This is a genomic window from Streptomyces sp. NPDC085937, from assembly GCF_044540535.1.
Classification (GTDB): domain Bacteria; phylum Actinomycetota; class Actinomycetes; order Streptomycetales; family Streptomycetaceae; genus Streptomyces.
The window spans coordinates 244048-255473 of record NZ_JBITSH010000005.1; the positions used below are offsets into that span (position 1 = coordinate 244048).

General features: G+C 74.5%; 11 protein-coding genes. 5 read left to right on the forward strand and 6 right to left on the reverse strand.

Annotated elements, in window-relative coordinates; all coding sequences use genetic code 11:
* Nucleotides 1-159: 159 nt before the first annotated feature.
* Nucleotides 160-1209, reverse strand: coding sequence for a GlxA family transcriptional regulator (locus tag ACIF8S_RS13795; RefSeq protein ID WP_399999287.1), 1050 nt, complete (start codon nucleotides 1207-1209; stop codon nucleotides 160-162).
* 71 nt (nucleotides 1210-1280) lie between these two features.
* On the opposite strand from ACIF8S_RS13795, the gene ACIF8S_RS13800 reads away from it, so the two are divergent.
* Nucleotides 1281-2576 (forward strand): MFS transporter, encoded by a 1296-nt coding sequence (locus ACIF8S_RS13800; protein WP_399999288.1) that lies wholly within the window; start codon nucleotides 1281-1283, stop codon nucleotides 2574-2576.
* Nucleotides 2577-2621: 45 nt separating this feature from the next.
* Here the strand turns inward: ACIF8S_RS13800 and ACIF8S_RS13805 are convergent, their stop codons facing one another.
* Nucleotides 2622-3821, reverse strand: a complete 1200-nt coding sequence (locus ACIF8S_RS13805) for a flavin-containing monooxygenase (protein WP_399999290.1) — start codon at nucleotides 3819-3821, stop codon at nucleotides 2622-2624.
* 106 nt (nucleotides 3822-3927) lie between these two features.
* Here ACIF8S_RS13805 and ACIF8S_RS13810 point away from each other — a divergent pair, with 106 nt between their 5' ends.
* Nucleotides 3928-4617 carry a GNAT family N-acetyltransferase gene (locus tag ACIF8S_RS13810; protein ID WP_399999292.1) on the forward strand — a complete coding sequence of 230 codons (690 nt, stop codon included), beginning with the start codon at nucleotides 3928-3930 and terminating at the stop codon, nucleotides 4615-4617.
* Between the two features lie 52 nt (nucleotides 4618-4669).
* On the opposite strand, the gene ACIF8S_RS13815 is transcribed toward ACIF8S_RS13810, so the two are convergent.
* The 3 genes from ACIF8S_RS13815 to ACIF8S_RS13825 form a co-directional block, all read right to left on the reverse strand.
* Nucleotides 4670-5335: a pyridoxal 5'-phosphate synthase gene (locus ACIF8S_RS13815; RefSeq protein ID WP_399999293.1), complete on the reverse strand. Its 666-nt coding sequence runs from the start codon at nucleotides 5333-5335 to the stop codon at nucleotides 4670-4672.
* A gap of 59 nt (nucleotides 5336-5394) precedes the next feature.
* Complete coding sequence (locus ACIF8S_RS13820) at nucleotides 5395-5820, reverse strand: pyridoxamine 5'-phosphate oxidase family protein (RefSeq protein WP_399999294.1); 426 nt, start codon at nucleotides 5818-5820, stop codon at nucleotides 5395-5397.
* 217 nt (nucleotides 5821-6037) lie between these two features.
* On the reverse strand, nucleotides 6038-6673 hold the full coding sequence (locus ACIF8S_RS13825) for a TetR family transcriptional regulator (RefSeq protein WP_349799170.1): 636 nt from the start codon (nucleotides 6671-6673) through the stop codon (nucleotides 6038-6040).
* Nucleotides 6674-6807: 134 nt separating this feature from the next.
* Here ACIF8S_RS13825 and ACIF8S_RS13830 point away from each other — a divergent pair, with 134 nt between their 5' ends.
* From ACIF8S_RS13830 to ACIF8S_RS13840, 3 genes are all read left to right on the forward strand, one after another.
* A complete protein-coding gene (locus ACIF8S_RS13830) occupies nucleotides 6808-7530 on the forward strand; it encodes a VOC family protein (protein ID WP_399999295.1) in 723 nt (240 codons plus the stop codon).
* Between the two features lie 235 nt (nucleotides 7531-7765).
* Entirely contained in the window at nucleotides 7766-10117 is a 2352-nt protein-coding gene (locus tag ACIF8S_RS13835) for a PQQ-binding-like beta-propeller repeat protein (RefSeq protein ID WP_399999296.1), read from the forward strand.
* Between the two features lie 245 nt (nucleotides 10118-10362).
* Entirely contained in the window at nucleotides 10363-10881 is a 519-nt protein-coding gene (locus ACIF8S_RS13840) for a hypothetical protein (protein ID WP_399999297.1), read from the forward strand.
* A gap of 181 nt (nucleotides 10882-11062) precedes the next feature.
* On the opposite strand, the gene ACIF8S_RS13845 is transcribed toward ACIF8S_RS13840, so the two are convergent.
* Nucleotides 11063-11251: a sigma-like protein gene (locus ACIF8S_RS13845; RefSeq protein WP_399999299.1), complete on the reverse strand. Its 189-nt coding sequence runs from the start codon at nucleotides 11249-11251 to the stop codon at nucleotides 11063-11065.
* Nucleotides 11252-11426 lie beyond the last annotated feature (175 nt).

Sequence of the window (11426 nt, forward strand, 5' to 3'; positions counted from 1 at the left end):
CGCGATCCGGCGTCTGCTCCCGGGGCCGGGGGATCCGCGGGAGCGCCGGAATCGAGGAGCGGTGCGGCGCTGCCGTGCTCGGGGCGCACAGCGCCGCACCGCCGCCGTCGTCCGCCCGCTTGTCCACAGGCTGTGGACAAGCGGACGGGTCTGCGTGGCTCAGGCTCCGACGTGGACCGCCGACGCTTCCTCCTCGTGCTCCGCGGCCGCCTGGAAGGTCCGGCGGTAGGCCGTGGGCGTCACACCGAGCGCCGCCTGGAGATGGGCCCGCATCGACTGCGCCGTGCCGAAGCCCGACTCGCGGGCCACCTGGTCCACCGTCAGGTCGGTGGACTCCAGCAAGTGGCGTGCGCGCTCCACCCGTTGACGGGTCAGCCACTGCCCAGGGCTGACTCCGGTCTCCTCGCGGAAGCGACGGGTGAAGGTGCGCACCGACATCGACTCCCGCTCGGCCATGTCGCGCAGCTGGATCGGCTCGTGCAGCCGGCCCAGCGCCCAGGCGCGGGCTCCGCTGGTGGACGCCTGCTGCGGATCGGGGACCGGCCGCCGGATGTACTGCGCCTGCCCGCCGTCGCGGTGCGGCGGCACCACCGTGCGCCGGGCCACGTCGTTGGCGACGGCGGCGCCGTGGTCGCACCGCACCATGTGCAGGCACAGGTCGATCCCGGCCGCGACGCCCGCCGAGGTGAGGATGTCGCCGTCGTCGACGAACAGCACGTCCGGGTCGACGTCGATGCGCGGGAACAGCCGTTGCAGGCGCTCCGCGTCGGCCCAGTGGGTGGTGGCCCGGCGCCCGTCCAGACGGCCGGCGGCGGCGAGGACGTACACCCCGGTGCAGATGGAGGCGATGCGGGCGGACGGCGGGATGCGGCCGAGCGCGGCGGCCAGTTCGTCCGTCAGCTCGCCCCGCTCGAAGACCGGACCCCGCTCGTAGCAGGCGGGGATGATCACCGTGTCGGCGGTGGCCAGGGCCTCCGGGCCGTGCGGCACGTGGACCGTGAAGTCGGCGTCCGTCTCGACCGGGCCGGGCGGCCGGACCGAACACGTGACCACCTCGTACAGCGGGCGCCCCCGCTCGTCCCGGGGGCGGCCGAAGACGCGGTGCGGGATGCCCAGTTCGAACGGCAGCAGGCCGTCCAGGGCGAGGACGGCCACGCGGTGCGGCCGGCGTCCGGCGGAGTGGGGTGGCGGTTCCGGTTCCCTGCGCATGGCTCGATCCTAGCTCATGCTGTCCTCCGGGCCACTCGTTGAAGGGGACATGTTCCCCGAAGCTGTACCGCGTGACCTCGACCAGCAAGACCGCCGCCGTCGGGCCGCCCGCGAGCGGCCGCAAGCCGACCCGCCTCCGGGTGCACCGCGCCTGGTTCGTCGCCGCCGTCACCTTCGTGACGATCATCGGCGCCGCCGCCTTCCGTGCCGTACCGGGCCTGTTCATCGACCCGCTGAACGAGGAGTTCGGCTGGTCGCGCGGCACCATCGGCGCCGCGGTCTCCGTCAACCTGGCGCTGTACGGGCTCACCGCCCCCTTCGCGGCGGCGCTGATGGACCGCTACGGCATCCGCCGGGTCGTCGCGGTCGCCCTGACGGTGATCGCGGTGGGCTCCGGCACCACCGTGTGGATGAGCGCCGCCTGGCAGCTGATGCTCTGCTGGGGCCTGCTGGTGGGCCTGGGCTCCGGCTCCATGGCGCTCGCCTTCGCCGCCACCGTCACCAACCGCTGGTTCACCGAGCGGCGCGGCCTGGTCAGCGGCATCCTCACCGCCGCGTCCGCCTCAGGACAGCTGATCTTCCTGCCCCTGCTGTCCTGGATCGTCGACCGGTACTCCTGGCGGCCGGCGGCCGTGACGGTGGCGCTCGCCGCGCTAGCGGTGGTGCCGTTCGTCTGGCTGCTGCTGCACGACCACCCGGCCGACGTCGGCCAGAAGCCGTACGGCTCCAAGGAGTTCGTGCCCAAGCCGGCACCGGTGCCGGGTGCCGCCCGGCGCACGCTGAGCGTGCTGGCCACCGCCGCGCGCACCGGTCCCTTCTGGCTGCTCGCCGGCACGTTCGCGATCTGCGGCGCCTCCACCAACGGGCTGATCCAGACCCACTTCGTGCCCGCCTCGCACGACCACGGCATGCCGATCACCACCGCCGCGTCCCTGCTCGCCGTCATCGGCGTCTTCGACGTGGTCGGCACGGTCGCCTCCGGCTGGTTCACCGACCGCTTCGACGCGCGGCGCCTGCTGGCCGTCTACTACGCGCTGCGCGGTGTCTCCCTGCTCTTCCTGCCGCTGCTGCTCGCGCCGTCCGTGCACCCGCCGATGCTGCTGTTCATCGTCTTCTACGGCCTCGACTGGGTCGCCACCGTGCCGCCCACCCTCGCGCTGTGCCGCGAGCACTACGGCGACGACAGCCCCATCGTGTTCGGCTGGGTGCTGGCGTCCCACCAGGTGGGGGCCGCCGTCGTGGCCTTCGTCGGCGGCCTGGCCCGGGACGCGTTCGGCTCGTACGACGTGATGTGGCTGGGCTCGGGCGCCCTGTGCGCGGCGGCGGCCCTGATGGCTCTGGTCATCCGCAAGCGGTCGGCCGCGTGACGGGGGGTTCGCGGCGGCCCGCTGACGGGGGTCCGTCCGCCGTGGTCACGCACCCGGCAGGCGGGACGCCCGGCCCGTGCGGGCTATCGCACGGGCGATGCGGTGGGCGTCGAGGGACAGTTCTCTGAGGTTGCCGCTGATCGGATTGGTGAAGCCGGTGAAGTGCAGGCCCGGGGCGCCCTCGGGGGTGCGGGCGCCGTGGACCACGGGTCTGCCCCGGTCGTCCAGCACGCCGAGGCCGCCCACCAGGCCCTCCAGGCCCCGTTCGTAACCGGTGGCCGCGACGACCGCGTCCGGCGTGATCCGCCCGCCGTCGGCCAGCAGCACCCGGTCCTCCTCGAAGCCCTCGACGGCGGCCACCACGTCCACCGTCCCCTTGCGCACGGCGTCGATCAGGCCGACGTCCTGGACCGGGATGGCGCCCTCCCGGACCCGGGTGTAGAGACCGGAATCGGGGCGGGGCAGCCCCCGGTCGGACAGGTCCGGCACCGCGATCCGCGCCTGGACCCGGCTGATCCGGTCCACCAGGCCCACCGGCAGCCGGCGCACCAGCACCCCGGAGTACTGCGCGGGCCAGCCGGCGGTCGAGCGGCGCACGATGTGCGGCGGGGTGCGCACCGCGAGCCGCACCCGGGAGGCGCCCCCCTCCACCAGGTCCACGGCGATCTCGGCGCCCGTGTTGCCGACGCCCACCACCAGCACGTCCCGCCCGGCGAAGGGCTTCGCGTTGCGGTAGGCCGACGCGTGCAGGAACTCGCCGGTGTACGTGTCCCGGCCGGGCCAGTCGGGGACGCGCGGGGTGTGGTTGAAGCCCGTGGCGACGACGACCGCCGCGCCGGTCAGCTCCCGCCCGCCCGTGGCGTGCAGCAGCCAGCCGTCGCCGTCGGCGGTGCGCTCGACCCGGGACACCTCGACGCCGGTGACGATCTCCAGGCGGTGGTGCTCGGCGTACTTCTCCAGGTAGCGGACCACGTCGTCGCGGGACGGCCAGCGTCCGAAGCGGCGGGGCATCGCCAGGCCGGGCAGGGCCGACAGCCGCCGGGTGGTGTGCAGGTGCAGCCGGTCGTAGTGGCGGCGCCAGGAGTCGCCGACGCGTCCGGACCGCTCCAGCACGACGGCCCGTACCCCGCGCTCGCGCAGGGCGTACGCGACGGACAGTCCGCCCGGGCCGCCGCCGATGACGTAGACGGGGCGGTCCGCCCGGAGGGGCACGGCGGGCTGCGCGGACGTGGTGGAGTCGGCCATGACCGCGAGCGTAATCCGGCACATGCTTGATGGGTCTCGGTCAAGACCGGAATTGGTTGCGGAATGATCACATGGTTCCGCCGCGGGCGCGGGCTTGAATGTCCTCATGGCTTCTCGACAGCGCACCGGACCCCGCCCGCCGGCCGAACTCCGCGGCCACGGCCTGCTCCTGCGCCCCTGGGACCCGGCGTCCGACGACGACGTCCGGACATGGCTGCGCGGCACCACCGACCCGGAGTTCCGGCGCTGGAACACCCCGCTGCGTCCGGCCGTCGACCTGGACGGCGCCCGGGATTCGCTGCGTACCCGGGCCGCCCTGGCCGCGGAGGGCAGCACCGTCTCCTTCCACGTCGCGGACGAGGCCGACGGCACACCGCTCGGGCACATCGGCATCGAGGACATACGCCCGGTCATGGGCGTCGGCCGGGTCGGCTACTGGGTGCTGCCCGAGGCCCGCGGCCGGGGCGTGGCCACCCGCGCGCTGCTGCTCACCGCGCACTGGGCGCTGACCGGACTCGGCCTGCACCGGCTGGAGCTGGGCCATGCCGTGGGGCACGAGGCGTCCTGCCGGATCGCGGAGCGGTGCGGTTTCCGGCACGAGGGGACGATGCGGGGGGCGATGTTCGCCGCCGACCGCCACGACGCCTTCCGCGACGCCCACCTGCACGCCCGCCTCGCCACCGACCCGGCCCCCGCAGGGCCCACGGGACCTACGGGTCCCACGGGATCTACGGGTCCCATCAGTCCCACGGGATCTACGGGTCCCACGGGACCGGGAACCGCCGGGGGCTCCTGACCGGTGCCGCGCACAGCCGCAGCGGTTCGCCGATCCGGCCGTGCGCGCCCGCTCACGGCCAGAGCAGCTCCGTGGTCCAGCCGTCGGCTGTGCGGCGGTAGCGCAGGCGGGTGTGGCGGCGCCGCGGGTCACCCTGGAAGAACTCGGCCTCCTCGGGGCGCAGCCGGTACAGCGTCCAGGACGGCGCCGGCGTCCCCGGCTCCCGCCGCGCCCGCTCCCAGGCCTCCTCCGAAGCCCGGGCCAGCTCGTCCGCCGAGCCGAGGACCGCGCTCTGCCTGCCGGTCAGGGCGGAGGCCAGCGCCCCGGTGGAGCGGGCGTGCAGGTCCGCCTGCGCCTCCTCGGCCGGCGCCGTCCCGACGGACCCGCGCACCCGCACCTGACGGCCCAGCACGGGCCAGTAGAAGGCGAGGGCGGCCTGCGGGCGGGCGGCGAGCTGCCCGCCCTTGCGGCTGTGCGCGTGCGTCGCGAACGACCAGCCCCGCTCGTCCGCGCCGTGCAGCATCACGATCCGTACGTCGGGCACGCCCGCGGCGTCCGCCGTCGCCAGCGACATGGTGTGCGGCTCGGGCTGCCCGGCCGCCGCGGCCTCCGCCAGCCACCGGGCGAACAGCGGCAGCGGCTCGGCGGGGGCGCCTTCCGGGTCGAAGGGGCGCAGGTCGGTGACCGCCGGGTCCCACACCCGCAGGGACCGCAGCAGCTCGTGGAGATCGGGTTCCATCAGGCGATTGTCGGCCCCCGGCGCCCGAGCCGGCGCGCGGGCCACGCCCCGGACGTGCCTCAGACCGAGCCGAGGTCCGACGACACCCACCGCTCGGGACGCATCCGTACGACGACCTGCTCGCCGTGGTCCTTCCACGCGAACTCGACGTAGCCGTCGACCTTCTCGGCCGGCAGGTAGCGGGCGGAGATCTCCCGCAGCAGTTCGATCGTGGCGGGGGAGGTGTCGACGACCGGGCCCTCGACGGACACGTAGCGGATGGTCGGCTCGACCCGCTCCACCAGCAGCGAGAACCGTCCTGCGGCCTGCAGCAGCCGGTTCTTGCGCGAGTGCCGGCCGGTGAGGATCCACACGTCGCCGCCGGGCGCGTACTGGTACCAGAGGGGCACGGTGAGCGGGGCGCGCCCCTCGCCCGCGTCGACCGCGAAGGCGGCCACGCGCGGCTCGGACAGGAACTGTTCGCGCTCTTCGGGGGTCAGGGCCATGGCGGGTTCCTCCTGCGGCGTCGGGACGTGCGCTGTCACCTGGGTCTGCGGCCGGCCGGTACAACACCGGCCGCGCGGGGACGTGTTCCGCACGCCGCACCCCACCATCGGAACCGGACAGGCCCGGTACACGCGACAGGCGGCGGTCCACCGGAGTGAACCGCCGCCCGGATGACAGGACGTGCGAGGTCGCGTGGGGGATCGGGCCGCGGGGCGGCTACTTGGTCGGCTTGCGGCCGGTGACCCCCAGGTGCACCAGCAGCGCCAGGTTCGGCTTGATGTCGGCCTGCTTGACGCCCCGCGAGGAGAAACCTTTCTGGTGCGAGGCGACGGCCGCCAGCATGGCGACCAGGGACCCGGCGACCGCGCCGGGGTTGACGTCCTTGTCGATCCGTCCCTTGGCCTGGAGCTCGGTGACGGACTCCGCGAGCGAGGACTCCACCGCGCTGAGGACCTTCACGCGGATCTTGGAGAAACGTTTGTCCCCTTCGGCGGCGCCGAGGTCCACCACACGCAGGATCGCGTCGTTGCGCCGCCAGAAGTCCAGGAATCCGTCGACCAGTTCCTGCGCCGTCTGCCAGCCGGCCCGCCCGCTCCAGGAGCGCCCCTCGACCAGTCCGGTCAGGGAGCCGCTCTCGGCGGCCATGGTCTCGGCCAGCTCCAGGACGGCGCCCTCGACGTCCGGGAAGTACTGGTAGAAGGTGGCCGGCGAGGTTCCCGCGCGGCGGGCGACGTCGATGACCTTGACATCCCGGTACGGGGACGAGCTGAGCATCTCGCTGAGGCAGTCGAGCAGCTTCTGCCGGGTCTCCTGCCCACGTCGGCCGGCCACGCGGCCGTCCACGGTACGCACTTGTCCTGTCATGCCGTCAGCTTACCGACGGGTGATCGGAGCGCGATTCGGCCGACTGCAAATGGGGTGCGCGGCCTCCGGAACCCTGGTGTGCCTGGTCGGCGGCGTGCGGGCGCCCCGGATACGTTATGAGCATGGCCGAAAATGGGGCATCGGAGTACACGGAGGGCACCCCTTGCTGGGTGGACGCGCAGCTGCCCGACCTGGAGGCGGGCAAGCGGTTCTACGGTGAGCTGTTCGGCTGGACCTTCGAGGACCAGCCCACCGGGACGGTCCGGGCGCTGAAGGACGGCGAGCCGGTCGCCTCCCTCGCGCACAAGACGGACGGACGGCTGCCCACGGTGTGGACGGTGTCCTTCGCCACCGCGGACGCCGAGGCGCTGTGCCGGCGCATCCTGGCGGGCGGCGGGCAGGTGGTCGCCTCCCCGGCGCCCTTCGGCGACCTGGGCCGCACCGCCCTGGTCACCGACCCCGAGGGCGCGGTGTTCTCGCTGTGGCAGCCCGGCACGGCGGCCGGCTTCGGACGCCGGCACGAGCCCGGCACCTTCGCCTGGGTCCAGCTGTACGCACGGGACACGGAGACGGCCAACACCTTCTACGGCGACCTCTTCCACGAGGCGCTGTTCGGCGAGGGCGCCGACCCGGACTTCGGCCGCGCGCCGGTCACCGAGGTCTTCGCTCCGCAGATGCCGCCCCACCTCCTGGTGCACTTCGCCGTGCGGGACCTGGAGGCCGCGCTGGGCGAGGTGACCCGGCTCGGCGGGCGGACGCAGGTCCCGCCGTTCGGGACGTCGTACGGGACGGCGGCCGTGGTCACCGACAACCAGGGGGCGTCCTTCGCGCTGCTGCACCGCTGAGCCGTACCCTCGGTGCGCCGTCGCGGTCCGCGGCGCCGGTCCGTTCCCCGCACACCGTCCGCGGATCCTCCGTGTCATATGTAAACCTGGACACCCGATTTGTCGGCCGGTTCGCAACCGGGGGCCCGGACAGGAAGAATCGGGGTGCGTGCCGCCACGGCGGTGCGGTGGTGAGACGCTGCACTACGGTCGCGCACAGGTGGTGGCGCGACGCGTACGGGGAGGTGGCAGGCAAGTGGTGGATCAGCTGACGCAGCACGATCCGCGGCGTATCGGGCCGTTCGAGGTGCTGGGACGGCTGGGAGCCGGCGGCATGGGGCTGGTCTATCTCGCGCGCTCGGCGTCCGGCCGGCGGGTGGCGATCAAGACGGTACGGACCGAGCTGGCCGAGGACCAGCTGTTCCGGGTCCGCTTCACGCGCGAGGTCGAGGCGGCCCGCGCGGTCTCCGGTTTCTACACGGCGGCCGTCGTGGACGCCGACCCGCGCGCCGCCGTGCCGTGGCTGGCCACCGCGTACGTCCCCGCCCCCTCCCTCGAGGAGATAGTGAACGAGTGCGGGCCGCTGCCCGCGCAGGCGGTGCGCTGGCTCGCCGCCGGCGTCGCGGAGGCGCTGCAGTCGATCCACGGCGCGGGCCTGGTCCACCGCGACCTCAAGCCCTCCAACGTGCTGGTCGTGGAGGACGGCCCCCGGGTGATCGACTTCGGCATCGCCTCCGGGGTGTCCAACACCCGCCTGACGATGACCAACGTCGCGGTCGGCACCCCCGCCTACATGTCCCCGGAGCAGGCCAAGGACTCCCGCAGCGTCACCGGCGCGAGCGACGTCTTCTCCCTCGGCTCCATGCTGGTCTTCGCCGCCACCGGACACCCCCCGTTCCACGGTGCCAACCCCGTCGAGACCGTCTTCATGCTGCTGCGCGAGGGTCCGGACCTCGAGGGCCTGCCCGACGAGCTGCGCCCGCTCATCGAGGCGTGCATGCAGATGGACCCCACGGCCCGGCCCAACCCCGCGGACCTGCAGGCCCAGCTCGCCCCGCACCTGTTCGGCTCCGGCTCCGACGACAGCGGCACGGCGTCGGCGTGGCTGCCCGAGCGGGCGGTGGGCCTGATCGAGACGCGCCGCGGCGGACGACCGGCCAAGCCGCCGCAGCAGGCCGGCCGCAGCGGGGGCGGCGCCCGCCCCCACGTACCGCCTCCGCCGCCGCACGACCCGGTCGTGCCGCAGCCCCCGCCGGTCCCGGTTGGCGCGCCCGGCACCGGCCCGGTCCGGCTGGCGGGCGCCGCGGTGCCCATCGGCCCCGGCCCGCGCGTCGCCGACACGCGCGCGGCCGCCGTGCAGGCGCCCCCGCCCGCCTCCGCCCTGGCCGCGACCTGGACCAAGCCCCGCCCCGGCGTGAACGGCGCCGAGCCCGCCGCGCCCGCGACCACGGCGCCCGCCGCGCCGCCGGAGCAGCCCGGCGGCTGGCGCCCGTGGCGGTTCCGCATGTCCAACGACGTGTGGGGCACGCCCGCCGTCGCCGGCGACCTGGTGTACGTCACCTCCTTCGAGGTGCACGCCCTGGACGTGGCCACCGGGCGGCGCCGCTTCAAGACCCGGGACGTCGCCTGGTCGATGGCGGTCGCCGACGGCCGTATCCACGCCTCCGACGGCCCCACCCTCTACGCGCTCGACGCCCGCGAGGGCGGCGACCTGTGGCGGCTGAACACGGACGCCTGGGTGTACTCCCTCAAGGCCGAGCGCGGCACCGTCGTCACCGGCACCCGCGGCGGCGGCGTCCAGGGCCGGGAGGCGTCCACCGGGCAGCAGCTGTGGGAAGTCACCGGCTGCCAGACCGACTTCGAGTCCCCGGAGGCCGGGCCCGCCCTGCACGACGGCACCGCCTACGTCTGGCAGGACGCCCGGCTGCGCGCCCTGGACGCGCGCACCGGCGAGGAGCGCTGGTCCTACCCGATCGGCGACGCGGCCTCCTGCGGCGGCGTCCCGGTCCGTCTCACCGCCGCCCCCGACGGTTACGTCTACGTCTGCGCCGGCACCCGGGTGCTCGCCCTGGAAGCGGCCTCCGGCCACGTCCGCTGGCACTTCGAGGCCCCGGCGGTCTTCCTGTGCCCGCCGGCCTTCGTCCCGGGCCCGGCGGTGACCGGCGGCGGGGTCTACCTCGCCGACTACCTCGGCACGGTCTACGCCCTGGACGCCACCGACGGCCGGGACCGCTGGCGCATCGCCACGGAGTCCCGCTCCTCCGCCGAACCGGTGCTGGTCGCCGCCGGACACGTGCACGTGGGCAGCGGCAAGGGCCTGTACACGCTGGACGCGGTCACCGGCACGCCCAAGTGGCGCTTCCAGTCGGGCGGCGAGATCGTCGGCGCGCCCGCGGTCGCCGAGGGCCGCATCCACTTCGGCTCCAGCGACCACCTGCTGTACACGCTGAAGGCCGACGACGGACGGCTGCGCTGGAAGCTCGCCACCGGTGGCGAGATCACCGGCTCCCCGGTGGTGCGGGACGGCGTGGTGTACGCGTGCAGCAAGGACCGCTGCGTGTACGCGCTCGACGCGGAGAAGGGCACGGGCACGGCACGGACGGCCTGACGCTGTTCCGCCCCCCGCGTCCCCGGGGCCTGGCGCGTATCCGACGCTCGCGCGTCCCGGCCCCGAGCGTTCCGTGTCCCGGCGGGACGGCCGTCGTGCCGGCGCGCACGGAAGGGGTCCGGACGGCGGCCGCCGCGGCGGGCGGCGGCGCTGTCCGCCGCCCACGGGCCCGACGCTACGCCGGGTACGCGGCGGTCGCCAGACAGTGACATGCTCGTGACAGGAAGATCGCTAGTCTGACGGCCATGACTTCTCGGGGGAAGACACTCAGGCTCACCGCCGTCTCGGCGCTCGTCGTCCTCGCGCTCACCGGTTTCTCGACCGGCCGCGGGCACGGACACGGCGGCGGAGGCGACGGCGGGGGCGGCTGCAGCAGCTCCGGCCAGAACCACGACTCGTCCGGTTCCGGCGGCGGTTCGCACCGCGACTACGACGACGATGACGACGACTACGGCGACAGCGGGGGTTCCGGCGGCGTGGACACCACGGCCTCCGCGGACGCCGCCACGGTGACGCTGGTGGACTGCGCGTCCCAGGAGACCCCTTACGCCACCGTCGAGGTCACCAACCCGGACGCGGTGGAAGGCGCCTTCACCGTCACGGTGGACTTCGTGGACGCCGGCGGCGCCACGCTCGTCTCCCGCACCCAGGAGGTCACCGTCCCGGCGGGCGGGACCACCCCGGCGCGGATCGCCGTGGACGACGCGCAGAGCGTCCCGCTGATCGACGAGTGCGACGTGGACCCCTTCGCCCCGGCCGTCTGACCGGGGAGCGCGCGCATGCCGGTGGGCCCTGGGTCGCGCGACCCCGGGCCCACCGGCACGTCCCACACCAACGCGTCCGGTGCCGGTGTCCGTCTCGGACACCGGCACCGGACGCGTTCACGCCTCGGCCGCGGCGGCTCCCCCTCCGCGCCGCCGCGGCCGGTCCCCGTGCGGGAAAGGTCTACTGCCCGTCCCGGTCCAGGGCGGGCGGCGCCGGCGCGTGCTGGTCCAGCGTGGTGACCTCGCCGATGCTCGGCGGGGCGGGCGCGTGCTGGTCGAGCGTGGTGACCTCCGGGTCGTCCTTGCTCGGCGGCGTCGGCGCGTGCTGGTCCTGAGTGGTGAACTCCGGCTCGTTCGTAACTTCGCTCATGACGTGTGCTACCCCCAACAGGTGGACTGGGCCGTGCGGTTGAACGGCCCGTTCGGCGACTCCCCCGAAGGCCGCCGAACGGGCGTTCTGGCGGGTCTCAGAGTAGAGATGAGCCCCTCGGATCCGCCTGCCCCCCGACGCGACGCATCCGTTCCATGAGAGTGACAGCCCGCCA

Excerpts from the sequence above, each read along its gene's own strand:
- ACIF8S_RS13840 (WP_399999297.1), top strand. The coding sequence starts at position 10,363 with ATGACTTCTCGGGGGAAGACACTCAGGCTCACCGCCGTCTCGGCGCTC.
- ACIF8S_RS13795 (WP_399999287.1), bottom strand. The coding sequence starts at position 1,209 with ATGCGCAGGGAACCGGAACCGCCACCCCACTCCGCCGGACGCCGGCCG.
- ACIF8S_RS13820 (WP_399999294.1), bottom strand. The coding sequence starts at position 5,820 with ATGGCCCTGACCCCCGAAGAGCGCGAACAGTTCCTGTCCGAGCCGCGC.
- ACIF8S_RS13810 (WP_399999292.1), top strand. The coding sequence starts at position 3,928 with ATGGCTTCTCGACAGCGCACCGGACCCCGCCCGCCGGCCGAACTCCGC.
- ACIF8S_RS13805 (WP_399999290.1), bottom strand. The coding sequence starts at position 3,821 with ATGGCCGACTCCACCACGTCCGCGCAGCCCGCCGTGCCCCTCCGGGCG.
- ACIF8S_RS13815 (WP_399999293.1), bottom strand. The coding sequence starts at position 5,335 with ATGGAACCCGATCTCCACGAGCTGCTGCGGTCCCTGCGGGTGTGGGAC.
- ACIF8S_RS13845 (WP_399999299.1), bottom strand. The coding sequence starts at position 11,251 with ATGAGCGAAGTTACGAACGAGCCGGAGTTCACCACTCAGGACCAGCAC.
- ACIF8S_RS13830 (WP_399999295.1), top strand. The coding sequence starts at position 6,808 with ATGGCCGAAAATGGGGCATCGGAGTACACGGAGGGCACCCCTTGCTGG.